The following is a 23,583-nucleotide window of genomic DNA, read 5'->3' on the forward strand; positions in this document are numbered from 1 at the left end:
GTCAAACCAAGTTTAAAATGTGAATGGTTTTATTTTCCTAGTACACAGGGATAGAGCTTCTCGTTTTTCGGGACGATTCCCGAGATAATCTTCTAACCAAAGACAACCTCGATCGAGCAATTTTTGTAAATAATTATATTCTGTTTCTAAAGGCCATCGATGCTTTTGACCATCCCTAGCAATAATCACAATCTCTTGGCTATCAGGACTAAAAGTGATCCCATAGACGATATCTTCTTCTATTTTAAACTCCGAGCGCAAATTTCCGTCCCTGTCCCAGCGTCTAGCTGTACCATCCCTTGAAATAGCGGCGATTTTTTCACCATCGGGACTAAAACTAACTCCATAAACGGGAAAAGAATCAGTTTTAATCTCCTCGAAAAGATTGCCCTGTAAATCCCAAATTTTAATCTTTCCCCGAGTAGCAGTAGCAATTTTTTGATGATCGGGAGAAAACACCAAATCATAGATAATATTATCATCGGCTGTCCAGGAATTAATTAATTGAGGCCGATGATTGCTTAAATGCCAGTATTGAATTTTTCCCTCGCTTGTTCCCGTGATTATTGCTGTTCCCTCTCCATTAAAAGCAAGACTATAAATCGGTACTTGACTAGCAGTAAATTCTTGAAGCATTGTTCCTTTTTGACTCCAGATTTGTACTTTTCCATTTCTTCCTGTAATCGCTATCTGATTACTATCGGGATGAAAAGCTATACTATAGATTGAGCGCATTTTTGTGGCAAATTCTCTAATTTTTTTTCCCTGGGAATCGAGTAAAGTAATTTGACCATCTTTGTTAGCAATAGCGATAATACTGCCCTGGGAATTAATGCTAACACTGATATTATCGGCCTGAGCTTGATTTAAATTGTTCAGTTGCCAAATTTTAGCAGTTTCATCACTCGATCCAGTTACCACCTGTTTTCCATCTTGACTAAATACAGCAGTAAAAACTGATTCTTGATGTCCTCTGAGAGTAGTTATTTCTTCCCCTTGCATTCCCCAAATTTTAGCACTACCGTCACTAGATGCAGTAATTATAAACTTGCCATCAGGACTAAAATTCACACTGTTGACAAAATCTTGATGTCCCCGGAAAGTAGCTATTAAATTTCCCTGTAAATCCCAAATTTTAGCAGTTTTATCTGCCGCTGCTCCGGCAATTTTTTGACCGTCGGGACTAAAATTAACACTATAAAAAGCCTCAATATTTTCTTGACCTAAACTCAAGATAATTTTACCTGATAAATCCCAGATTTTAATCGTACCATCCCGGGAAGCGGTGGCAATTTTTTGACCATCGGGACTAAAACTAGCTGCATCTATCGATCTTTTATGTCCCTTAAATACCTGTAAAGTTTCACCTGATAAATTCCATAATCTAGCGGTTTTATCCCTGGAAGTGGTGACAATTTTTTGACCATCGGGACTAAAACTAACACTATAAACTGATTCTTGATGGTCAGGATAGGTGACTAAATTTTGTCCTTGCAAGTTCCAAATTTTGGCGGTTTTATCTTCGGAAGCAGTGGCGATTTTTTGACCATCGGGACTAAAACTAACACTATAAACTGCTCCTTGATGACCTGTCAAAGTTTGAATATTCTCACCTTTTTGATTCCAAATTTTTACCGTCCCATCCTGAGAAGCAGTGGCAATTTTTTGACGATCAGGACTAATACTAACACTATAAATAGTTCCCCGGTGTCCTTGCAGTTGGTTTTTTTCTTGAATGCGATCTAAAATTTGTTGCAGGGTAATAATTGGACTGGTAGCAGGATATTTACCCAGGGTTTGGTCATCGGTAACGATATTTTTTAAACTATTTACTGCTTGCATAGCCGCAATTAAAGATTCTAGTTGTTCAAATTGAAATTGCTGCCAATAACTGTCACCATTGCGCTGTAATTTAATACCTAATTTAGCGGTTTCTACTTGCTGCCACGCTTGTTTTACCTGGACAAAAGCTAAGAGAGAACCCAAAAGAGAAGCAATTAAAATTACCGAGCCAATTTGAATTCTTTTGGTAGCTTTTTGGTGAGCAATTGCTAGAATTTTATTAGCTTGCCTCTGGGTTTCTAGGCTAATTTCTGCCTCTCTTTTATCGAGATTTTGACTGGCAGTTAAAAACTGATAATCAAGATTACTTAAGCTTTTTCCCTGAGACCAATCGAGAGCATTATTTAAAGCTTTTCCGCGTAAAAGCCGCGATTCATCGGTATAATTAGACTGTTGCCAAGCGGCGATTGCTTCTGAGTAGGGACGCAATTGCTCTAATTGTTTTTCTACCCAATTGAGATTAAATATTTCTCGATAAATAGGATTATAAACTACTAATTGATTATCCTTTTTTACTACTAACCCCGATAACCTTAATTCCCCTTGTTCTGGACTATCATCGCACAGGATTGCCCCTTTTTCTAAAATTTGTTGATAGATGCCTAACAAACGACCGGCTTTGTCTTGATTTCTTAACAAGCGATCGGCAATAGTTCGCAGATGCACTGGTTCATCTTGAGATTCCCAATTATTAATAATTCTTTCTTTGATCAGCGTCTCAATATCTAAATTACTTTCCAGCAATAGCTGACAGATTTTCTGGGTTAAAAATGGCTGTCCTCCCGTCCAAAAAATAATTTTTTCTAAGCAGTCGGGTTGATAATTACTTTGACTAGATAATCCTGCGGCTAAAGGAGCAATTTCGGTCAGATTAAATCCTGTTAATTCGATCGCTTGGCCGATATTAAAAGATGTTTGGGTCTTTTCGCGAATTAAATCTGCTGGGGTAGCAACACCGAATAAAGCGAAAGTAATTCTTTCATACTGGGCATTTTCCGCTCTTTGGTTATAACAATAACGAATCAGGGAAAAAAAGTCATCTAGAGAAAACTGTAAACTGAGAATTTTATCGATCTCGTCGATAAAAATATATATTTTCTCTCCCCGACAATAAACTAATAAAACTTCCTCGATAAATTGTCCCAAACGCTGCACGGGAGGTAAATCCTCTCGCTCGCGCAACCAGGATTTAAGATTAATTTTTCCCGTCAGATTAAATCCTAAAAACAAACGGGTAATCACCCCGTTATACCATTGGGATAAATTATCATTACTGCCAAGACTGGTTATATCTACGGACGCGCAATCCATGCCCAATTGCTGTAAAATATGAGTCACTCGTACCCTTAAACTGGATTTACCCATCTGACGACAGTTAAAAACGTAGCAAAATTGACCATTTTTCAACGCCGTTAACAGTTCTCGATCGGCATTTCTCTCGATATAGGTAGGATGGTTATAGGCAAGACTACCCCCAACACGATATTGATAATTCATTATCCTTAAACAAAATTATCCCAATGTCACCAACGGAAATAAAATAGACAATTGTGATGGAGATATCTATAATGCAAGGATAATCGCTATTGACAACCTATCCCCAAGGCAATTATGAAGAAAACTTTTTTCACCTCCATCGCCGTTAGTGCCACCCTCGTCAGTGGTATTGTTTTAGGTACTCTTGATGCTGGCAGTGCCTCCGCTTGTGCTTTCGCTAAAGCTAAAGGCATTTTTGGCAGCAATACCACCTTCCATGTCAATCCTAACAAACTTATTTTAGGGGTTGCCGCCGCTACAGGAGCAATCACCGTAGCTGGTGTTTTAAGCTACCGTCGTTTTCACCCTGGGCAGCCTCCCGAAGATGCCACCGCTAACCTGCCGTCGGTATTTCCTATCCCCATTCCCCCCGTCGCTTTAAACGCGGCAGTGGAGGCGGAAGAAGCGGCAGAAACCAGCAAAATCTCCTAAAAATCTGCTATATTTCCTCAAAAAAGGTGTTGGCATCCCCGCAGCTTTCCCGCTAGGCAACACCTTTTTCTGCCTAATTGTGTCCCAGTTATCAGAATTTTCAGCGATTTTTAAGTTATGTTAAAAGGTGCAACCCTACCACCAGAGGTAAAGATGGGCAACTCTACCACATTTTCTGACACCCCACTTCACAAAGATCATCACACTTGGGAGCATTTAAAACAAGCCATCGCCGCTAGTTCCGGTTTTCGGCGTTGGCAGCAAGAACAACTAGAATCAGGTAAAAATAGAGACGATGCTGATGCTCGCATTTGTTCCTATCTACGGGAAACTTTAGAAACTTTAGCCTACTAGATTGATGCTCCCCAGCTATGACTGCATGGGGACTTTTTTTGTCCGTTTAAGCTAATTTGAAGACCTTATTTTCTGCGCGCCTCGTAACCCAACAACCAGACAAAAGCGACAATTAAAGGCAGGAAATAATAAATAGCTCGATAGGCGATTAAAGAACCGAAAAGCTCGGCATTAGATACATATTCGGGGCGTAATCTCAGCATGATAAACTCAAAAACACCTATTCCCCCCGGCACATTGCTTAATACCCCTGCCGTCATGGCAAATACATAGAGACCGAAAAATCCTAAAAACGAAGTATTGTAGCTGCCCGGGAGAAGAAGATAGAGAACTCTAGCGGCTAATATCCAATCAATAAAAGTCAGCAAAATCAAAGCTAGGGAAAGAGTCCAAGAGGGTAAATAGATATTTTCTTGGCCGATTCTTATTGGTTTTTTATAGGTGAGAGTCAAGAAAAAATATCCCGTAACCAGCAATAAAAAAATTATTCCTAAAGGTTTAGTAGTTAAAAAAGGTAATTTTAAAAGTTGAGGAATCCGTTGGGGATCGAGGAGGAAACTTAAACCACCAATCCCTAACATTCCTAACCAAAAGCTTAAATGGGTAAAAGTGATAACTTTGGCAATATCCACCACCCCCACCCCCGCAGGAGTATAGAAACGATAACGGATTGCTGTCCCAGAAAATAAGGTCAAACCAATGGTATTACCAAGAGCATAACTGATAAAAGCAGTGCGGATAATAGTGCCTAAAGCTAAGGGATGCTTGATATAATAAAAACCTAGGCGATCATAACCCGTCATCGACAAATAACCCAAAGCCATCCAAAAAATAGCTTCTAGCTGACGACTTGTGGTAATATGATCCAAACTAGCCAAGAGTTGGGCAAAAGTGTAGTGTTTAAATTCTTGACTAATTGCCCAGACCGCTAGAATAAATAAACTCAAGGACAGGATAATCGGAGCAAAACGCCGGATTTTTTTATACATCTTACTTTTTACGAATTACTTTTGACTCATTAAAATTTATGAAAAAATCAAAGTTAGATTTAGCTAAACGTTTAAATCGATCCCGAAAAAGGAAATATGATAAGTTCCTGACTTCCTCCTTATATTTAACAATTATTCTGGGTTTATTTTATCTACTCTACCTCAATCTTCCTTGGTCTTTTCATCTTTTTGTGCATTGGGTGACTAAAGGGGGTGATTTAGACAAAATTCCTGCCAAATTTTATGCAGAACTTAATCAATTGTGTTTGAGGGCAGATAGTAGGGGGGAAGTAAGAACGAGAAACTATACAGAACATACAGAAATTGCCGAATCTCTTGGTACATTTAGATGTACTTTAGTTAATGGTGGTCAAGAATGGTTAATAGAAGATTATAAATCTTTTAGTTCTGCCGATGAAGCGATTTTAGGCACTCAGTTAGCGGTTTTTATCGCCGAGATTTTGGGAACAGATTATAGTTATAACATTCGCGCTTATATTCCCAATACTAAGTATCAAATAGCTCCCAAAACCAAATCCTAGACTAGGGATGGGTTTCTCACCCATCCTTAGAAAAAAATTAGTTTTCCGATACGGGTTTTGGTCGGGAAGGCCGAGGGATAGGGGATTGTCCGGGGGTAAAAGGTCGTTTTTCTCCTTCCCCCGAGGGATGACGATTTTTATCAAAAGGCTTTTTAAAACCTCCCTTACCCATCGGTTTTTTCTTGCTGGCAAAACCGAGGTCTAAACCTTCCAAAATGGTTAAGGCATCCCCTTTCAGTTGTACCTGAAAATCCCAAAAACGACTGATCGGTTTACCAGGTAAAGTGCCGCGCAATTTTAGTTTAAAAAACTTGGGTTTGTCCGCTTCAGTTTTGGGCATTTGTCGGATTTTGACCACTACCGCTTGATTTTCCCGTTCGGTAAAGATGACTTCGCCTCGAATCGAGAAATAACCCGGGGTAGAAGCGAGGAGAGGCTCTATCTCCTGATCATCCTCCTTTTTCAGGGTTTCTGGTTCCCAAACACCGACAATCTGAACATGAAGGGCATCATTTTCCTGACGGGTGCGCGGATAAACCACCCAAAGATGGGGTTTTTCCAGATCGAGATGATTTTTAACCAAACTGATCACCCGACCGAGAATCACAGAATCGATCAGAGTACCATCGGCAGTTAAAATATTGCCTTTAGTTAATTGTTCCTCCGATCGCTGATAATGGCCATAGACGAGACCGATCGCCCGATACTGCCGCAGATGACTGGGAGGGGGGATCGGTTGTTGACGTTTGACTTCTTCGGGGGTGGCTGACTCTACGGCTAAATCAGCCTCGGTATGGGGGGATTCAAGGGGGACTTCCTGAATTTCCACTTCAGGGGTCGGGGGGGTTTTCGGTGATTCGGTAAACCGATTCCCAGGACGATTCATATCACACTCCTAGCGGCGGAGACACATAGTAAATTAGTAATCAAGCAAGTCAAAAGCGCGATCTGGGGGGTTACAATAACCCTCTAGGGCGACTCTACTGGCATCTAATATATTAAGAACCATGATCTTTTGACTGTCAACCCAGTCAAAACCCTTTTGAGTCTTGACCGTTTGCCCATTGTACTTAATAAAGAGCGGCCAATTCGATCGATCCCCTCATCAAATCTCCAGATTTCCATAACATTTTCCTCTCTGTCCCCTCGTACCCCAGTCTATGAAAGCCTCTCTCTCTCACCGTCGTTGGCTGTCCATCGGTCTCGTCCTCATGTTATTTGCCTTGTTGTCCTTCTCGATCATGCCGCTATTGACTTCTATTCTCAAAAGTCAGCACTCCTCGGGCCAGAGTCATCTGTCCGCAGTCAAACAAGAGGAATTAGCCAGTCAAGCACTGGGTTATCAGATGGTTTTAGAGCGCGAACCCGATAATCAGACGGCTTTGCGGGGATTATTAGATACTCGCTTACAGCAGGGCGATTTAAGGCAAGCGATCGAACCTTTAGAAAAATTAGCGCAACTTAACCCCCAACAATCCGATTATCTGCTACTTTTGGCGGAAGCGAAACAGCAAATAGAGGACTATGCAGGAGCCACAGCCAGTTATCGCGCTCTTTTAGCCTCCCATCCCCAAGAGCTGCGGGCCTTGACCGGATTAACTAATTTATTTCTTAGCCAAAACCGCTCGATCGAGGCGATTAGTCTGGTCAAAGACACGCTCGATCGCGCTTTAAAAGCTGCTGCCGATCCCAATAATCCTGCTAGTTTAATCGATATCGTTTCCGTTCAGTTACTTTTAGGCAAAATCTATTTCGAGCAGCAAAATTATCCGGAAGCTTTAAACGCCTATAAACAAGCTCAACAGATGGATGTTAACGATTTCCGACCGATTTTGGCAGCGGCGATCGTACTGAAAGAACAGGGCAAAAATCAAGAGGCTCAACCCCTCTTTCAAGATGCTCTCAGTCGCGCTCCTTTTGCTTACAGACAGGAGATTCAGACCCTAGCCGACGAAAATAACAAAATTGAAGCCACAGCCCCTAATCAGTGATCAGCTTTTTCTCCCTTCTCCCCTTGAGACTTGACACTGGGGACAAAAATGAGCCGAGCGCCCACTTAATTTAATTCTGGCAATAGTTGCACCGCAAAGGCGACAATTTTCGCCATTACGACCGTAAACCCAGGCCATCGCCCCATAATTGCCATTAACTCCCGTAACGTGGAGAAAATCGCTAAAACTGGTTCCGCCTTCAGCGATCGCTGTTTCCAATACAGAAATAATGTTTTTTGTCAATAAGTCTATTTGCTCAATTTTCAAGAGATTAGCGGCAGTTTGGGGATGGATGCCACTTTTAAAAAGAACTTCATCTGCGTAGATATTGCCAATTCCTGCGACTACATTTTGATCGAGGAGAAAAGTTTTAATCGGACGACGACTTTTTTGACAGTGACTATAGAGGTAATCGGGGGTAAAATTGCGATCAAAGGGTTCTAGTCCCAGTTTTTTGAGACCGGTAATCACAGTTTCTGGGGTTTTATCGGCGGCAATCCACCAAATTTTCCCGAAAGTGCGGGTATCGACAAAGCGCAATTCTTGCTGATTGGCAAAAAAGAAGCGTAAGCGCGTATGAATCGGCAGGGGAGTGGTATCTTTTACCCAGAGCAATTGTCCGGTCATACGCAGATGAACCCCGATACTGCTACCATTATCTAAATTGGCGAGGAGATATTTGCCTCGGCGCTGCCAATTGGTAATCGTGGTCTGAGCAATTCCTTGCAGAAAAGTTGCCTCGCAATTAGGATAGGCTAGGGTACGCTGTAATAATACCTCCCCACCGATAATTTTTTTGCCCTGGGTAACTTGATTTAACCCGCGACGCACCGTTTCTACTTCTGGCAATTCTGGCATATAAGTAATTGGGGTTTACTGAAAAAGTTTGTTGGTGGAGTTAGGAGTCAGGAGTCAGGAGTCAGTAGATAAACAGAACTTTTGATCGAGAAACGACACTAAATTAACGTCGATTCTAAGCTAAGAGGTATTTTAACCGCCTATCCTTAGATTAGCTGAATCTCCCCCCCCCCTTGCCCCCCCCGACGTCGGGGGGGGTTGCCTATTGCAAGAGTGCCTCTTGCCTGATCTTAACCAGCAATTTAAATGTGCGGAGCGGACAGCTTACTTTAACTTTAGCCTTTCAATGGTATCAATTATTTCCCGTTCAAAACTGACTTGAGCGCGATTAGTTTTACCACCAATATAAAAGCGATCACCCGATTGTAAAGCCCAAATTTGGGAATGGGAAAAGTAACTCATTACCACTCCCATCATCAATAAACCAAAACCTAAATAGACGATCGGGACTCCCGGATCTGCCTTAATTTGTAAACCTGTACTTCCCACTAATTCGACTATTTTTAGATTAACTCCATTGATAGGAATCGTCATTCCTTCTCGTACAGCAGAGGTTAAATCTCCCTTAGCATCGTAGACAACTACCGTACCTTGTAAATCTCTGGTTAAAAGAGAAACTCCCTCACTAAGATCGGTTTTAGTCGGAATCCAAGTTCCCCAGATTTGTCCATTACCTTTGGTGTCTAAACTAGCCATCGGTAGCTGTAGGATCGGACTATTATTCACCTGTACTTTTACCCCAGCAATCCCCCAACTGGTTTGATAAAAAGTCACCCCTTTATGGTGCAAAGGTTGGTTAACTTGAATAGTTTTGCGATCGATCTCCTGTCCTTGATTATCGATCACCGACAAATCAGAATAAAATTGTTCTATATCACCTTTAGGACTATAATCAATCCAAAAACGATTAACTTTAATCCCCCAATCCTTAGGGAGAGAATTTTTAGATAAGGGTCCAGCTTCAATAATATTTTTAACCTGAAAACTATCGCCACTAGCTACCATTTCTTGAGCGAAAAACCCCGTTAACGCTCCCCAGATCGCTCCTGCTAAAATAATTAACATGGCTGCATGAACGATAATCGGACCGATTTTACCAATCAGACCTTTACGAGCATAAAGACTGTTATTTTCTAGAAAAACTTTGTAGCCTTTTTTTTCTAACAAGGGGGTGAGAGATTCTAGGGAACCGGTTTCTAATTCAGCACTTAAAGCTAGTTTTTGAAATTGGCGAGATTGTTGATAAAATTGCCAGTTTCTGGCCGCCTTTAAAGCGGGTAATTGTCGTCGGAAGGTGCAAGCGGTTAAACTGGAACCGAAGAGAATTAATAATGATAGATACCACCAAGTGCTATAAACATGATTTAATCCCAATAGTAATAAAACTTTCCAAGTCAGAAAGCCAAATAAAGCGGGTTTCTCAGGATAATTAACTTGGTAGAAAGATAGAGATTGACCCTGTTCGATTACTGTCCCAGAAATGCTAAAAATAGCGATTAAAAGTAAAAGAATAATTGCCAATCGTAGATCGGCAATAGTCTGGATAAATTTCCGTCCCCATTGAGGCGGTCTATTCTTTAAATTTGAGGAAGTTTCCGATATAGTCATAGTTAAAAGTTTTGCAATTCTAGCCAATTATCTATCATAACTCTCCACCATCACAGCAGACGGGATAATAAAGAAAAAACTCCAAAACCGATTAATAAAACCCCACTGACAGGATTAATCCACCCGGACCATTGACGCAGGGAAAGAAAGCTTTTCAGCGAGGCAGTAAAAGAACCGACGATAATTAAGGGTAAAACATAGCCAGCAGTGTAGGATAACAATAATCCCCCTCCTAAGCTTAAATCCCCCGTATTTGCCACCCATGCCAATAGAGTTGCCAGAACTGGTGTACTACACGGAGAGGCGATTAAACCAAATGTTAAACCGAGAAGATAGGACCGCAAAATCGGGGGAAAATCGCCGGTAATCCAATCGGTAGCGCCAAGGGAGGGGAAGCGCAGGGGTAATAATTCCAAGAGGTTTAACCCCATGAAAATAGCGATCGCACTGACGATAATTGGTAAACCGATCCCCACCTGTCCATAGACTTTTCCTAAAGTAGCGGCAATTAGTCCCAATCCCGCTAAGGTGGTAGCTAATCCCAGGGAAAACCATGTGGACTGCCAAAAAGCCGCTAAACGACCTTGATTTTCGTAACCCCCGATATAAGCGACGGTAATCGGCAACATCGACAGCATACAGGGGGTAAGACTGGTGAGTAAACCGGCTAGAAAAATCACGGCAATACTGACAAAACTAAGGTGAGTTAGTTGGGAAGTCACTAAGCGATCGGCGTATTGTTCAAGGTGATAGAGTTGAGTCTGTAATTGGTCTAACATATTGGGGAATTTTTCAGGCTAAATTTGGCTCATTTCTAGGATATTACCATCGGGATCACTGACAAATAAGGCCTTTCTACCCGAGGCACTCATTTGAATTGTATAACCTTGACTTTCTAGATAGTTACCCATGGCCGCCACGTCATCAATAGCGAAGGCAATATGAGGATTGCGTCCCCATTTTTCGGGATTGGGACGGTAGTTTTGGTAATTGGTATCGACAATTAAATGAATTTGATAATCTCCCACTTGATACCAAACCCCATCGTATTGAAAAGGGCGATCGATTCTAGTCAATCCTAGAACATTTTCGTAAAAGTTAACGGCTTTTTCTAGATCGGTGACTAAAATCCCCGTGTGTAAGGATCGCATGATGTTCATAGTTAATATCTGACTCGCGGATCGAGCCAACTATAGGTTAAATCGGCAATTAAGTTAAAGATAACAATTAAAATCCCATAGATAAAGGTAATCGCCATCACTACGGGGGTATCACTGCGGGAAATAGAATCAATTAATAAAGCACCGATCCCCGGCACACGAAACACTTGTTCTGTGACTAAAGCTCCAGTAAAAATTGAGGGAATATCGAGAGCAATCAGGGTGACAACGGGAATTAAAGCATTGCGAACTATATGCTTAGTGAGGACAGAAAAATTAGTTAGTCCCTTCGCTAAGGCAGTTTTAACGTACTCTTGGTGAATTTCTTCAGTTACGGAAGAACGCACGAAACGCATCAACATCGCCCCTTGATATAAGCTTAATACAGTTACGGGCATAATTGACTGTTTCACCTGATCGATCAAACTATTAAAATTGCGGATTTCTAGGGTACTGTTATAAAAAGATGGTAGCCAGTTTAACTGCACACTAAAGATAATAATTAATAATAATCCCGTCACAAAGGTGGGTAAAGAAAAGCCAAGCATCGAAAAAGTAGAGATGATTTTGTCTAACCAAGAATAGCGCTTGACTGCTGAAATTACGCCCAAAGGAAAAGCGATTAAAACCCCGAAAATATAGGCAATACCGACAATCCAGAGAGTTGTGGGTAAACGCTGCCAAATGAGGGTAAAAACCGGGCTGCGACTGGTGAAAGAATAGCCCATATCTCCTTGAAGAAATGCTAACAACCACTTGACATAACGCACGGGAAGCGGTTGATCTAATCCGAGACTTTTGCGAATATTTTCTCGCACCGCTTCGGTGATAGCGGGATTAGCTGCAAATTCCCCCATCGGATCCCCCGGCGCTAGGGCCAAAATGCCAAAAACCACCATACTAATAGCTAAAAGAGTGGGAATCGAAAATAATAATCTTATCAGAAAATATTTGAGCATTTATTTACTACGCTTCCAGTCTTTGATCTTCCAAGTATTTCTATCCCAGGGAGTTAATTCAAACCCCGACAAACTATTGCTAATTGCCACCACATCGGCACGATGAACTAGGGGAATAATCACAAAATCATTAATTAACATATCATTCATTTTAATCCCTATTTCTCGCCGTTTTTCTGGGTTTAATTCTTGACTAAAAGCTTGCCATAATTTATCGTATTCAGGATTACAATAACGAGCATAATTATCACCGGCCCAACCATCAGCTTTTTGGGGAATTTCGCTACAGGTAAAGGTTTTAAAATAGGCTTTCGGATCGGGACTATTATTACCAGTAGTGTACATTTGTAGGTCAGCATAAAACTTTTCTACCGTGTCATCGTTAGCAGGATCGCTAGAAAAGAAAATACTGGCATCAACAGTTTTTAATTCTACTCCTATCCCGATCGCTTGTAAACTTTGTTTGATAATTTCTTGGGTTTTCTGACGGAGAGGATTGACAGTGGTTTGAAAAACTAATTTCATTTCTACCCCATTTTTATCCCTAGTGCCATCACCATTACTATCTTTCCATCCCGCATCATCTAGTAATTTCTTAGCCTTTTCTAGATTAAATTCATAGCGAGTATTGGGAGAATTATATTCCGATGGCATCACGATAAAATTAGGAGTTGTTTTCCCAGTAATACCATAAAGTTGCGTGGCAATAGTATCTCTATCAACGGACAAAGACAAAGCTTCTCTTACTTTTACATCACTCAAAAAAGGATGGGGAAACTTAATACTAGACCTCTCACCTTCAGGAGTAGCTTGATTAGGATCGCTCAGATTAAATAAAACTCGTTCAATCAAAGAACCGAAACTAGATATTAACTGACCCCGACCCGCTTTTTCTAAATCACTTAAAACCTTAGCCTCTACTTGCAAATTATAGGCATAATCCGCCTCCTGTGTCTGTAAAACCGCTCGTGCCGCCGAAGTTGCATCACCTCCTCCTTTTAATTCTATTCTTTGAAAACCCAATTTATCCGCTTCTCGAAAGAAAGAATTTGGTTCATAAACTGCCGTATCTCCCGGTTTAAATTCTACCACTTTATAGGGGCCAGTTCCCACCGGTAATAAATTAGCAGGGGCCTGGCGTGCTGTTTCATTGCTATATTTTTCATAGAGATGAGCGGGTAAAATCATCCCTTCTGTTCCCACAAAAACTAATGACCAAGCGGGATTAACTTGCTTAAAAGTTATTTTAACCGTATGGGGATCGATCGCTTCCACACTTTTAACTATTTCATAATTGCCAGCGCTAGTAGAACCAGTTTTCGGATTGGTAATAAAATTATAGGTAGCGATGACATCTTTGGCAGTAAAAGGAGTGCCATCTGACCATTTAATATCTTTTTTTAGCTTCCATGTCACCGATTTACCATCCCGGGCAACTCCCCCATTTTCAAGAGTAGGAATTTCTGCCGCTAAAAAAGGAACTAATTCCCCTTTTTCATCGAAACTAGCCAAAGGTTCTAAGGTAATGCGACTCGCTTCTGAGTCTTTGAATCCCGTGGAGAGATGGGGATTTAAAATCGTCGGTGCTTGCCAATACAAAAGTTTTAAAGTTTCTGAATTATTATTGGTCGTTGCCGGAGGATTATTAGCTGTTTGTTGACGACAAGCACTAAAAAGCAGCGTACAACTAAGGGATAAAATTAACAGGGGCAAGAAAAGCGATCGCTTAAACATTTTTAATGACAATCAATAATTCAACAGGGTGACTTAGGTGATTCCCTACCCCACCAATAACAAGTTATCAGACATTGAGTCTTGATCTCGATCGATTAATTGATTATTTGCCTTTATCCATTCCTAGTCAAGTTAAATCGATCATGCTATGGTAGCGATGCTGTACTAGACAATAAAATTCTAGGCACGACGACGAAAATGCTTATGACCTTATTTCATCAGGGTGCGACAGCAGAGGAAATCGTTAATCGTTACCCATCACTAAACCTAGCTGACGTTTACGCCACGATCGCTTTTTACCTCAAGCACCAATCGGAAGTAGAATCCTACTTGCAACAGCGACAACAGCAAGCACAGGAGATTCCGGTAATCAATCAAGGGAGATTTGACCCCCAGGGATTGCGAGATCGCTTTCTTGCGCGTAAAGCAGCGCGGCAAGCATGATTAAGCTTCTGGTTGATGAGAACTTTGATAATACTTAACTGGTGCGTTACGGCGGATTACTAATTTTGGTTTTTCATTCCAAGGTTATCACCGCCTAACGCACCCTACAAAATTGCTTTTGCATGAGTAGAAAACGGGTTTCTCGGAGAAACCCGTTTTCTGTGCGTTACTCAACGGATTTAGTGCGATCGCCGATCTTGTAGGGTGCGTTAATGAAATGTAACGCACCTTATCTAATGTTCAAAATCCGTGCGTTACGCTAACGCTAACACAGGCTACATCATATCGATCGCAAAGATAAATAATTGATAAGCGATCGGCGCATAACACATCATTGGAGCGGACAATATTAGAGTAGTTTACGCTTAGTTGAACGGAATCTCTTGCTGCTCAATTAAGCCGTTATGTTTCATTCGGAGCGCTAGCCTAAGTGGAATTTGTTTACGCAGATGAATTGAAGCGCTCCTTCTCGGTGCGAGGGCATTTCTATGACGTAGAAATCGCCGGAAAAGTGTTTCCGTGCCGAAGCGTTTTGGAAATTATCGCCAATGCCGGAGATTCTGAAGCCACAGGGGTGCCGGACGCGGTAGTGATAATGATGAATCCGGGTTCTTCTAGGCCACTCGATATAAGTTACATTCCAAAATGCTACTCAGTGAGCGATGTACTTGATGGCGGATGGTCGAGGGAACTGATTCCAGCCAGGCCAGATAACGCGCAGTACCAACTGATGCGCCTGATGTTGCTAAAGAGGTGGAAGCACGTCAGGGTTCTCAACCTATCAGATCTCAGAAACGGAAACAGCGGCAGCTTTTCAGTGGATTTTGAGGATGCTCAGAAGCGTGACCCCTCCAGTCCCCATAGCATTATCCATCCCAAGCGGCTCGGCGGGCTTCAACGTGATTGTGCGGGAAGTTCTCGCATAGTTGCAGCATGGGGTTCTACTGAAGTACTTCGAAATGCTGCTATTGCATTCTTATCCGAAATCCCTGGGGTGCAGGGGCTACAGTTGGACTACCCTTGGTACCGCTATCCCAGTCCATATAGAAAAGATCAGAAGATCGATTGGTTAATCAGTGCCTTCGATAAACTTGAAACATAACACTTCGTTCCAGGGGCCGCTGCGCGATAAAGCTGCGCAGCGCCTCTGAACTCGAACGTTATGCTGAAACGATACGCCCGTTAAAGTTATCTATTTTTAGACAAGTTTAAGCAAGCAAAAGTTATCGGTTTCGTTGATGAGTTCCGAGAGATTGTCGGCGATCGCAAAGATAAATAATTGATAAGCGATCGGGGCATAACACATCATTGGAGCGGACAATATTAGAGTAGTTTACGCTTAGTTGAACGGAATCTCTTGCTGCTCAATTAAGCCGTTAGGCGGCTTCACATCCCGTGTGCCTCATACTCACAGTTAGCCGTAGGGTGCGTTCCCTAATGTGGCTCCTACTGCTTCACTAGCAGTAGGCTAATCTGGCTAACACGCTTTTGGGCGTGATATACGGAAAAGTTACAGCAAAAAAGGAGGTTTATTATGGCTGAACGATTAGCAGTTGATGTTTCACAAACTTATGAAAGTGGATTTCTTGGTAAGTGAGGAGACGATAAATTTCCTTGCACTGGAGCAAGAATAACACGGGTGGAATTCCACAAAGAAGTTTCCAAACACCGTATTACTCCCTTTGATGATGGCATAGGACGGGGTGACGCTCACACAAATGATACTGAACTGCCAGATGTTGGAGTTCACTACTGGCTAGATGCAGGAACGAGGCTGAAATACATTTTGAAGGTCTGGGTTGAGGATTAAGGATTTTGTGAATCAGTCGTTGGGGGGCGTTGGCTCCCCTTGCTTTTTTTGTGCGCTACTATGGAATTAAATGATTAAAAGCTAAGACTGCTATGGCACTGGCATCGAATGGACAAACAGCTATAATCCGCACAGAGCGAGGGCTTACAATTGCGGATACTCGTATTACTCTGTATGACGTAATCGATTATCTCAAAGCTCAGTATCCACCCAAGTTTATTCGTGATGCCTTCAATCTTACAGATGCTCAGATTCATGCCGCCCTTTCCTACATTGAAACACATCGAACAGAAGTGGAAGCAGAGTATCAGGAGGTTTTAAAGACTGCCGCAGAAACTAAACAATTTTGGGAAGAGAGGAATCGCGAACGTTTTGCTCGGATCGCTGCTACTCCTCCTCGTCCAGGCTATGAAGCGGTTAGAGCTAAACTTCAGGAACGGAGAGCAAAGCGGGAAGCGAAGAAGCAATGATTGTTCTGGCTGATTACAACTTGAATCGGCAGGCAATTCTGATCTCTGGAAGTCTTGTTGTTAGCGGGTTATTAGATCTCGCTCTAATTCGGTTGAGGACATTTGAAGACGTTGGCTTACCCGCAGACAGCAATGATCGAGTAGTTTGGAGATTTGCCCAAACCAACGGGATGCTCTTACTTACGGCAAACCGGAATGCGAAGGGTGAAGACTCGTTGGAACAAGTAATGCGTGAAGAAAATCAACCGACTTCATTTCCGATCATTACGATTGGCGATCCGGATAGGGTCAATGAATCTGACTATCGAGAACGCTGCGTTGAAAGGCTTGTAGAAATTGTGATCGATATCCAAGACTATATGGGGGCTGGTCGGTTGTTTATTCCATAAGGTGATTGGCGCATCATATCTGTTGGTGACACGGCATAACAACCCCAATGCACTCCGACCAACGAAAGCTAATCAGTGTGATCGCCGATCTTGTAGGGTGCGTTCCCTAATGTGGCTCCTACCGCTCCACTAGCAGTAGGCTAATCTGGCTAACACGCTTTTGGGTGTGATATACGGAAAAGTTCTGGCGATCACGCCTAAATGGGGTGAGATGCCGAAAGTTGACCCATATCATTACTTTTAGGAGTGTTATACGGAAATTTTCCGTATAATCAATAGTTAGACCGCCAATTCTCGGTTGAGACAGTATGCAAAAGTTGTTTGTGGGGAAGTCATGCTTTTGGTTTTTTTGGGCGAGCGTGAACAGAACTGTTTAGATTCAATCCGCCTGCCATAAAGTTTCCCTCATCAATCATCTCTGGCCATTCAGAATGTTTTATGTCAGTTAAGCGAAGTGGAATCTCAGCAGTCTCTTCTAGCTTGAGATCACGATAGGTTGTTAATTCGTCGAGTCCTTCATATTGTTCTAAATTGCAAACCACGTAAGCTACTGGAAAATATTTAAGGATGCCGCTAAAGGTTCCAAGTTCACTAAATTCACTTAAGTTTCCTCTGACCGCAGGCATAATGACATCACGAACAACCACAATTTCTTCATATGGATAAATCCAGTAAAAAATTTTAATTTCTTCAGGGATCTGAGCTTGATCATCAAACAGAAATTCGCGTATTTTCTGATCAACAACATTATGGTCTATAACTCCCTTCGCTGCAACTAAATGACCAAGAATAGCTCTAATCAATATTGCTGGTTGCGTCTTGTAATGAATCATTGGTGGAACTTCCACAATTGATTTAAGAATCCTGCCTACTCCAAGAGCAAAGCTATTAAGAACTGGGTCGTAGCGACGCCCCAAGCGTGTATTACATTGTTTGCAAAGGGTTCGATACTTCACACCATTCTGTGAAATAAGACGTTTCTGTTCTTCAGGGTGGACAGTCAAACGTTGTACAATCGTGATCTGCTCAACAGGCTTCAAATCAAAACCTCTCTTTGGTGGGACGTGATCCCAGCTTAGAGAAGCTGATTGTTTACAAATATTGCAAAGACCTACTTTTCCACGCTTTCCTTGATTAATGTAATGAATATCCATTAGACGATTCTAGAATTAGAAGGGTTAGTTTTTACAGCAATTCTAACTCTTAATAAGAATGCATTGCCGTAGCAGCGCGGTCTAACAACCCCAATGCACACCGACCGACGAAAGGTTATCGGTTAGAGTTCAAGGTTATCTGCGGCGGGTGATGGGCAACGTTAGCCGTAGGGTGCGTTCCCTAATGTGGCTCCTACTGCTCCACCAATAGATTTTTGGGGAACGCACCATGCTAGAGGATTAAGTAGTCGTGCAAAATTAATTTCCTAGTGAAGATAGGCAAGAGGCAAGAGGCAAGAGGCAAGAGCGGGGTTAGATATGTGTAATTAATTTTGCTTAGGTACTTATAAAAATATTTGCCGTCGCACTCCAGCCTATCGCGGCTGAGTTCAACCGTTATCGAGAAAAATAATTAAATCCCGTCAAATTCTCCTAAAACTTTCACTTCTGGTTCTAACCAGAGGGACGAGCGATCGAACACTTGTTCCTGCACATGACGAATTAAACGCAGAATATCCGAGGCTTTTGCTGAACCAATATTCAGGATAAAATTAGCGTGTAATTCTGATACTTGCGCTCCACCAATTTGATAACCTTTTAATCCCATTTCCTCAATTAAAGCCCCGGCAAATTGCGGTTTAGGATTGCGGAAAACGCTACCACAACTGGGACGATCATAGGGTTGGGTACTTTTGCGATGGCGTAAATTATGGGTAGTAATTGCCATTATTTCCTCGCGATTATCGGTAGCTTCTAACTGAAATGTGGCTTCGACAACTAAACGTTGATCCCCTTGCAGAGAAGAACTGCGATAACTATAATTTAAATCTTCTTTGCTTACAGTTTCTAACTGACCATCGGGATTTAATACCAGCGCCCGCACTAATCGATCCGCCACACAGGAGGTGTGCGCCCCCGCATTCATCACCACAGCCCCCCCCACCGTACCGGGGATACCCACCGCCCATTCTAAGCCCCTCCAGCCCCTTTTTGCCGCTCTCCAAGCTATTTTTGGCAGGGGTTCCCCCGCCGCTGCTGTAATCGTAGCAGTTTCGGCATCAAAACAACTCGATCGCAGATGGCGAGTATTGAGGACAAGTCCGGGTAAACCTCGATCGCTGATTAGTAAATTTGAACCAGCCCCCAAAACAGTCAAGGGTAAATCTTGCGATCGCAACCAAGCGAACACTTCTCTTAATTCCTCTAGATTAACTGGTTCGGCATACCATTGCGCTCTTCCCCCCACCCGGTAGGAAGTGAAATCAGCTAGAGAAACAGAGGTTTTAATCATAGGGTTTTAGGGGGTTGGGGAGCATTTTCAGTGAACAGTAATCAGTAATCAGTAAACAGTAAACATAATAACTGATAACTGATAACTGATAACTGATAACTGATAACTGAATCCTATACTCTAACTGCTAATTGTTCGCGGTAAAGAGAGAGCATTTCGGGGATAACTTGATTGAGATTGCCAGCGCCGAGGAAGAGGGCTAGATCCCCTGGTTGGAGAATTTCTAGCAGGAATTGACCTAAAGAACTCAATTCGGGGTGATAGTAGGCGTTTTTATGGTGTTTTCTCACCTGTTCAGCCACTTGCTGCCCAGTGACGTGATTGATATTCACTTCCCCGGCACTATAAATATCCGTTAAGACTACCACATCGGCGGAACTGAAAGCGGAGCCGAATTCCTCTAAAAAGGTAGTGGTGCGACTGTAGCGATGGGGTTGGAAAATAGCGATCGAACGTTGGTACTGTTTGCCTTCTACCTTCAATTTTGCCGCCGCTAAAGTGGCCAACAATTCGCTAGGATGGTGGGCATAATCATCGATAAAAGTAATGCCGTTTGCCTCTCCCTTGTGTTCAAAACGGCGTTTTGCCCCGGCAAAAGTAGCGATCGCATCGGCAATAACAGCAAATTCTAAACCGAGATAACGTCCGATGGCCACCACTGCCAAAGCATTACTAATATTATGTTGCCCGGGGATTTTCACTTCCATTTGTCCCAAATAACTACCCTTTTCCCAGACGGAAGCTTTCATCATTCCCTGTTCATAGATAATCTCGCTGACGGTGTAATCGGCACCTTTTTCGGGATCGAGACTATAACTAATCGTCGGACGGAAATGCTCGGCGATCGTGTCACAATCTAAACAAGCGACTAAAATCTGGCACTGATGGGCGAATTCATGGAAAGTATCGATAACTTCGCTTAAATTATGGTAATGATCCGGGTGATCTAGCTCAATATTAGTGATTACGCCGATTTTCGGTGCGTGTTTGGTTAGGGAACCATCGGACTCATCGGCCTCTGCCACTAAAAAACGCCCTTGACCAAGACGAGCGTTACCTTCCCAAGCGTCCACCTCACCACCGACAATGATCGTGGGGTCTAATCCCGCTTCTAACAAAACGTAACCGATTAGGCTGCTAGTGGTGGTTTTTCCGTGGGTGCCGGCGACGGCGATACTGTCGTAATCAGCGATTAAAGCCGCTAAAACGTCGCTACGGTGAAAAATTGGGTATCCTAAGTCTCTGGCCGCTTGATATTCCTTGTTATGGTCATTAATCGCCGTGGAGCAGATTACTTGCGGAACTGTTTGGCTACTGTTTTGAGGGCCTGGAGAATGAAATAAAGCTAAATTATTTGCCTCTTGACGGTGGAAAATGTGCGCTCCCGCTCCCTGTAGCCGTTGGGTGATATGAGTAGGACGTAAATCCGAGCCAGACACAGGTAAATTGCGCTCGGCTAAGATATAAGCGAGGGCTGACATCCCAATACCGCCAATACCGATAAAATGGAAAGGTTGGCCGTTAAAATTAACTTTTTTCACTGTTTTCACTCCTCAGAGCCACGATTATATAAGTTTTAAACTCGATCGGTAGTAAAGTCAACTTCATGATAGGGGCATTTGAGCAGAATTCCCAAATGTTGCCCAGTTGCCTTGCAAAATCCTTGACGCAGAATTAAAATTTTTTCTCCCAATTCCTTTTTTTGGGGTGTGGGTGTGGGGTGTGGGGTGTGGGTGTGGGTGTGGGGTGTGGGGTGTGGGGTGTGGGGTGTGGGGTGTGGGGTGTAGGGTGTGGGGTGTGGGGAGGTGAGGAGAATAAATAAAAATAATCTCCTGTCTCCTGTCTCGTAGTCTCCTGTCTCCCGTCTCCTGAATGGTGAGCTAATAAATTATTTCCGATCGGGATCGTAAAGTTCAACCTTTAAGGTATGATTGGGAACATTAATTATTTTTTTATGTATTGCACTAAAACGTAGAGGGCAAGCAGCAGTGATTAGAGTAGCGATCAATGGTTTCGGACGGATTGGACGTAATTTCCTAAGATGTTGGTTAGGACGGACTAATAGTGGCTTGGAGGTAGTGGGGATCAATGATACATCCGATCCCCGGAGTAACGCTCACCTGCTCAAATATGATTCGATGTTAGGCAAACTTAACGCTAATATCGATGCCGATGATAATTCTTTAATTGTTAACGGTAAAACCATTAAATGTTATTCCGATCGCAATCCCCTCAATCTGCCCTGGGCAGAATGGGGTGTAGATCTAGTGATCGAAGCTACTGGTGTTTTCGTCGATGAAGAGGGCGCTTCTAAGCATATTGTCGCAGGAGCTAAAAAAGTCCTCATTACCGCACCGGGTAAAGGTGCGGGTGTGGGAACCTATGTCGTCGGTGTCAACGCTCACGAATACGAACACGATAAATACAATGTCATCAGCAATGCCAGTTGTACCACCAACTGTCTTGCTCCTGTCGTCAAAGTGATTCACGAAAACTTCGGCATCATCAAAGGGACGATGACCACCACCCACAGTTACACTGGTGATCAACGCATTCTGGATGCTAGTCACCGGGATCTCCGTCGCGCTCGCGCCGCTGCCGTTAACATCGTTCCCACCTCCACCGGTGCCGCCAAAGCTGTAGCCTTAGTTATCCCCGAAATGAAAGGGAAACTTAACGGTATCGCCCTGCGTGTACCCACTCCTAACGTTTCTGTGGTGGATTTAGTCGCACAAGTGGAAAAAAGCACGATCGCGGAACAGGTAAACGAAGTCCTCAAAGAAGCTGCGGAAAATTCTTTGAAAGGAATTCTCGAATATAATGATTTACCCCTCGTTTCCTCTGATTATCGCGGTGTTGATGCCTCCTCGATCATCGATGCTAGTCTAACGATGGTGATGGGTGGCGATATGGTGAAAGTTATCGCTTGGTACGATAACGAATGGGGTTACTCCCAACGGGTGGTTGATCTCGCTGAAGTCGTCGCCAGCAAGTGGAAGGCCTAATTTTTAGCCGTCAGGAGATAGGGAAATGGGGTGATGGGGAAATTCAACTAAAACCCCAAAACCCCAAAACCCCAACACTCAACACCCAAAACCCTAACACCCACCTCCCGATTCCTTTCAACTGATAAGTGATAAATTCTCACTGAAAAAGCGCCGATAGATTCCCTCTGTCACCAATTGAGCGGTGATTAGGTTAGCTAGGGCAATCATAAACAGGATCAGTATCTGGTAGGAAGCGGCGTTTAAAGGTTCACTTCCTGCCAATACCTGTCCGGTGAACATTCCGGGTAAACTGACTAAACCCACCACCATCATCTGATTGAGGGTGGGGATTAAACTAGCTCGAATCGCTTCTTTTTGATAACCTGCGATCGCCTGTTGAGGGGTTGCCCCCAAACAAAGATGGGTTTCGATTTCTAAACGGTGACTTTTAATCGCACTGTTTAATCTTTCCCCGGCTAAAGAGGCACTATTCATGGCATTGCCTAACACCATCCCCGTCAAGGGAATCAAGTATTGGGGTGAGTACCATTGTTGCGGTTGAATAATTAAAGCGATCGCATAACCTAAAGTTAGACAGCTACTAATCAATAAAGAGCCGAAAACTAGCGGTAATAGGGCCTTATCCCGGCTATCAATGCGATTTTTAGCAACAATAGTCGCAATAGTCATCATCACTGCCAAAATCCCCAGCACTGCCAGAGGATTATCAAGGGAAAAAATAACGGCGATAACGTAGCCTACCACTAATAATTGCAGGATCGATCGACCGGTCGCTAATAATAATTGTCCCTCTAGAGCTAAATTTGACCAACGGGAGAGGAGTAAACAAATACCCATCATCCCCAAAGCCCAACCCAAATCCACCAGATTTAGTTCTACTAATCCATCCATAAAAATAAAAGAAACAAATTACAAGGATACTTCATCTATAAATAGCAAGTTTATAATTATTTTTGACTAATTATTCCTTTTTTTTCGCCGACAAATCCCGATTAGTCTCTAATTTGAGTGA

General features: G+C 42.8%; 22 protein-coding genes. 9 read left to right on the forward strand and 13 right to left on the reverse strand.

Annotation, left to right across the window (positions count from 1 at the left end; all coding sequences use genetic code 11):
• Nucleotides 1-12: 12 nt before the first annotated feature.
• Nucleotides 13-3,339 carry an AAA-like domain-containing protein gene (locus O9295_RS10640; RefSeq protein ID WP_288032909.1) on the reverse strand — a complete coding sequence of 1,109 codons (3,327 nt, stop codon included), beginning with the start codon at nt 3,337-3,339 and terminating at the stop codon, nt 13-15.
• A 114-nt stretch (nt 3,340-3,453) separates the two neighbouring features.
• Here O9295_RS10640 and O9295_RS10645 point away from each other — a divergent pair, with 114 nt between their 5' ends.
• Both O9295_RS10645 and O9295_RS10650 read left to right on the forward strand, forming a co-directional pair.
• The gene (locus tag O9295_RS10645) at nt 3,454-3,810 is read left to right on the forward strand and encodes a hypothetical protein (protein ID WP_288032910.1); all 357 of its coding nucleotides are present in this window, start codon (nt 3,454-3,456) and stop codon (nt 3,808-3,810) included.
• Nucleotides 3,811-3,927: 117 nt separating this feature from the next.
• Complete coding sequence (locus tag O9295_RS10650; RefSeq protein ID WP_002738997.1) at nt 3,928-4,164, forward strand: hypothetical protein; 237 nt, start codon at nt 3,928-3,930, stop codon at nt 4,162-4,164.
• 65 nt (nt 4,165-4,229) lie between these two features.
• Here the strand turns inward: O9295_RS10650 and O9295_RS10655 are convergent, their stop codons facing one another.
• Complete coding sequence (locus O9295_RS10655) at nt 4,230-5,153, reverse strand: lysylphosphatidylglycerol synthase domain-containing protein (RefSeq protein WP_288032911.1); 924 nt, start codon at nt 5,151-5,153, stop codon at nt 4,230-4,232.
• A gap of 38 nt (nt 5,154-5,191) precedes the next feature.
• On the opposite strand from O9295_RS10655, the gene O9295_RS10660 reads away from it, so the two are divergent.
• Nucleotides 5,192-5,695 carry a hypothetical protein gene (locus tag O9295_RS10660; protein ID WP_190722618.1) on the forward strand — a complete coding sequence of 168 codons (504 nt, stop codon included), beginning with the start codon at nt 5,192-5,194 and terminating at the stop codon, nt 5,693-5,695.
• 37 nt (nt 5,696-5,732) lie between these two features.
• On the opposite strand, the gene patR is transcribed toward O9295_RS10660, so the two are convergent.
• The gene (gene patR, locus O9295_RS10665) at nt 5,733-6,581 is read right to left on the reverse strand and encodes a heterocyst master regulator PatR (protein ID WP_288032912.1); all 849 of its coding nucleotides are present in this window, start codon (nt 6,579-6,581) and stop codon (nt 5,733-5,735) included.
• A 274-nt stretch (nt 6,582-6,855) separates the two neighbouring features.
• On the opposite strand from patR, the gene O9295_RS10670 reads away from it, so the two are divergent.
• A complete protein-coding gene (locus O9295_RS10670; RefSeq protein WP_147068749.1) occupies nt 6,856-7,686 on the forward strand; it encodes a tetratricopeptide repeat protein in 831 nt (276 codons plus the stop codon).
• Here O9295_RS10670 and O9295_RS10675 read toward each other — a convergent pair whose 3' ends face one another.
• The 6 genes from O9295_RS10675 to O9295_RS10700 all read right to left on the reverse strand — a co-directional run bounded on the left by O9295_RS10675 (nt 7,687) and on the right by O9295_RS10700 (nt 14,005).
• Complete coding sequence (locus tag O9295_RS10675; RefSeq protein WP_287972982.1) at nt 7,687-8,544, reverse strand: DNA-formamidopyrimidine glycosylase; 858 nt, start codon at nt 8,542-8,544, stop codon at nt 7,687-7,689.
• 264 nt (nt 8,545-8,808) lie between these two features.
• Nucleotides 8,809-10,152, reverse strand: coding sequence for a cytochrome c biogenesis protein (locus O9295_RS10680; RefSeq protein ID WP_288032913.1), 1,344 nt, complete (start codon nt 10,150-10,152; stop codon nt 8,809-8,811).
• A 50-nt stretch (nt 10,153-10,202) separates the two neighbouring features.
• On the reverse strand, nt 10,203-10,931 hold the full coding sequence (locus O9295_RS10685; protein WP_066029848.1) for a cytochrome c biogenesis protein CcdA: 729 nt from the start codon (nt 10,929-10,931) through the stop codon (nt 10,203-10,205).
• Between the two features lie 18 nt (nt 10,932-10,949).
• Nucleotides 10,950-11,312, reverse strand: a complete 363-nt coding sequence (locus O9295_RS10690; RefSeq protein WP_002799051.1) for a VOC family protein — start codon at nt 11,310-11,312, stop codon at nt 10,950-10,952.
• A gap of 2 nt (nt 11,313-11,314) precedes the next feature.
• Nucleotides 11,315-12,271, reverse strand: a complete 957-nt coding sequence (locus O9295_RS10695; RefSeq protein ID WP_288032914.1) for an ABC transporter permease — start codon at nt 12,269-12,271, stop codon at nt 11,315-11,317.
• The gene (locus tag O9295_RS10700) at nt 12,272-14,005 is read right to left on the reverse strand and encodes a peptide ABC transporter substrate-binding protein (protein WP_288032915.1); all 1,734 of its coding nucleotides are present in this window, start codon (nt 14,003-14,005) and stop codon (nt 12,272-12,274) included.
• Nucleotides 14,006-14,203: 198 nt separating this feature from the next.
• Here O9295_RS10700 and O9295_RS10705 point away from each other — a divergent pair, with 198 nt between their 5' ends.
• From O9295_RS10705 to O9295_RS10720, 4 genes are all read left to right on the forward strand, one after another.
• On the forward strand, nt 14,204-14,449 hold the full coding sequence (locus tag O9295_RS10705; RefSeq protein WP_130756413.1) for a DUF433 domain-containing protein: 246 nt from the start codon (nt 14,204-14,206) through the stop codon (nt 14,447-14,449).
• A 430-nt stretch (nt 14,450-14,879) separates the two neighbouring features.
• A complete protein-coding gene (locus O9295_RS10710) occupies nt 14,880-15,551 on the forward strand; it encodes a hypothetical protein (protein WP_016514528.1) in 672 nt (223 codons plus the stop codon).
• Nucleotides 15,552-16,351: 800 nt separating this feature from the next.
• Nucleotides 16,352-16,729, forward strand: a complete 378-nt coding sequence (locus O9295_RS10715; RefSeq protein WP_002778608.1) for a DUF433 domain-containing protein — start codon at nt 16,352-16,354, stop codon at nt 16,727-16,729.
• Complete coding sequence (locus O9295_RS10720) at nt 16,726-17,118, forward strand: hypothetical protein (RefSeq protein ID WP_002791850.1); 393 nt, start codon at nt 16,726-16,728, stop codon at nt 17,116-17,118. The genes O9295_RS10715 and O9295_RS10720 overlap by 4 nt, the downstream gene beginning before the upstream one ends.
• 332 nt (nt 17,119-17,450) lie before the next feature.
• Here O9295_RS10720 and O9295_RS10725 read toward each other — a convergent pair whose 3' ends face one another.
• The 3 genes from O9295_RS10725 to murC all read right to left on the reverse strand — a co-directional run bounded on the left by O9295_RS10725 (nt 17,451) and on the right by murC (nt 21,104).
• Nucleotides 17,451-18,272 carry a hypothetical protein gene (locus O9295_RS10725; protein WP_288032916.1) on the reverse strand — a complete coding sequence of 274 codons (822 nt, stop codon included), beginning with the start codon at nt 18,270-18,272 and terminating at the stop codon, nt 17,451-17,453.
• 412 nt (nt 18,273-18,684) lie between these two features.
• Entirely contained in the window at nt 18,685-19,563 is an 879-nt protein-coding gene (gene murB / locus O9295_RS10730; protein WP_288032917.1) for a UDP-N-acetylmuramate dehydrogenase, read from the reverse strand.
• 113 nt (nt 19,564-19,676) lie between these two features.
• Entirely contained in the window at nt 19,677-21,104 is a 1,428-nt protein-coding gene (gene murC / locus O9295_RS10735) for a UDP-N-acetylmuramate--L-alanine ligase (RefSeq protein ID WP_288032918.1), read from the reverse strand.
• Between the two features lie 447 nt (nt 21,105-21,551).
• Between murC and O9295_RS10740 the strand changes: the two genes are divergently transcribed.
• Nucleotides 21,552-22,568 (forward strand): type I glyceraldehyde-3-phosphate dehydrogenase, encoded by a 1,017-nt coding sequence (locus tag O9295_RS10740; RefSeq protein ID WP_288032920.1) that lies wholly within the window; start codon nt 21,552-21,554, stop codon nt 22,566-22,568.
• Nucleotides 22,569-22,685: 117 nt separating this feature from the next.
• On the opposite strand, the gene O9295_RS10745 is transcribed toward O9295_RS10740, so the two are convergent.
• Nucleotides 22,686-23,462 (reverse strand): ABC transporter permease, encoded by a 777-nt coding sequence (locus O9295_RS10745; protein WP_288032921.1) that lies wholly within the window; start codon nt 23,460-23,462, stop codon nt 22,686-22,688.
• Nucleotides 23,463-23,583: the final 121 nt, after the last annotated feature.

The sequence above is a fragment of the Microcystis sp. LE18-22.4A genome, from assembly GCF_027531105.1.
GTDB lineage: Bacteria > Cyanobacteriota > Cyanobacteriia > Cyanobacteriales > Microcystaceae > Microcystis > Microcystis aeruginosa.

Excerpts from the sequence above, each read along its gene's own strand:
- O9295_RS10640 (WP_288032909.1), bottom strand. The coding sequence starts at position 3,339 with ATGAATTATCAATATCGTGTTGGGGGTAGTCTTGCCTATAACCATCCT.
- O9295_RS10645 (WP_288032910.1), top strand. The coding sequence starts at position 3,454 with ATGAAGAAAACTTTTTTCACCTCCATCGCCGTTAGTGCCACCCTCGTC.
- O9295_RS10650 (WP_002738997.1), top strand. The coding sequence starts at position 3,928 with ATGTTAAAAGGTGCAACCCTACCACCAGAGGTAAAGATGGGCAACTCT.
- O9295_RS10655 (WP_288032911.1), bottom strand. The coding sequence starts at position 5,153 with ATGTATAAAAAAATCCGGCGTTTTGCTCCGATTATCCTGTCCTTGAGT.
- O9295_RS10660 (WP_190722618.1), top strand. The coding sequence starts at position 5,192 with ATGAAAAAATCAAAGTTAGATTTAGCTAAACGTTTAAATCGATCCCGA.
- patR (WP_288032912.1), bottom strand. The coding sequence starts at position 6,581 with ATGAATCGTCCTGGGAATCGGTTTACCGAATCACCGAAAACCCCCCCG.
- O9295_RS10670 (WP_147068749.1), top strand. The coding sequence starts at position 6,856 with ATGAAAGCCTCTCTCTCTCACCGTCGTTGGCTGTCCATCGGTCTCGTC.
- O9295_RS10675 (WP_287972982.1), bottom strand. The coding sequence starts at position 8,544 with ATGCCAGAATTGCCAGAAGTAGAAACGGTGCGTCGCGGGTTAAATCAA.
- O9295_RS10680 (WP_288032913.1), bottom strand. The coding sequence starts at position 10,152 with ATGACTATATCGGAAACTTCCTCAAATTTAAAGAATAGACCGCCTCAA.
- O9295_RS10685 (WP_066029848.1), bottom strand. The coding sequence starts at position 10,931 with ATGTTAGACCAATTACAGACTCAACTCTATCACCTTGAACAATACGCC.
- O9295_RS10690 (WP_002799051.1), bottom strand. The coding sequence starts at position 11,312 with ATGAACATCATGCGATCCTTACACACGGGGATTTTAGTCACCGATCTA.
- O9295_RS10695 (WP_288032914.1), bottom strand. The coding sequence starts at position 12,271 with ATGCTCAAATATTTTCTGATAAGATTATTATTTTCGATTCCCACTCTT.
- O9295_RS10700 (WP_288032915.1), bottom strand. The coding sequence starts at position 14,005 with ATGTTTAAGCGATCGCTTTTCTTGCCCCTGTTAATTTTATCCCTTAGT.
- O9295_RS10705 (WP_130756413.1), top strand. The coding sequence starts at position 14,204 with ATGCTTATGACCTTATTTCATCAGGGTGCGACAGCAGAGGAAATCGTT.
- O9295_RS10715 (WP_002778608.1), top strand. The coding sequence starts at position 16,352 with ATGGCACTGGCATCGAATGGACAAACAGCTATAATCCGCACAGAGCGA.
- O9295_RS10720 (WP_002791850.1), top strand. The coding sequence starts at position 16,726 with ATGATTGTTCTGGCTGATTACAACTTGAATCGGCAGGCAATTCTGATC.
- O9295_RS10725 (WP_288032916.1), bottom strand. The coding sequence starts at position 18,272 with ATGGATATTCATTACATTAATCAAGGAAAGCGTGGAAAAGTAGGTCTT.
- murB (WP_288032917.1), bottom strand. The coding sequence starts at position 19,563 with ATGATTAAAACCTCTGTTTCTCTAGCTGATTTCACTTCCTACCGGGTG.
- O9295_RS10745 (WP_288032921.1), bottom strand. The coding sequence starts at position 23,462 with ATGGATGGATTAGTAGAACTAAATCTGGTGGATTTGGGTTGGGCTTTG.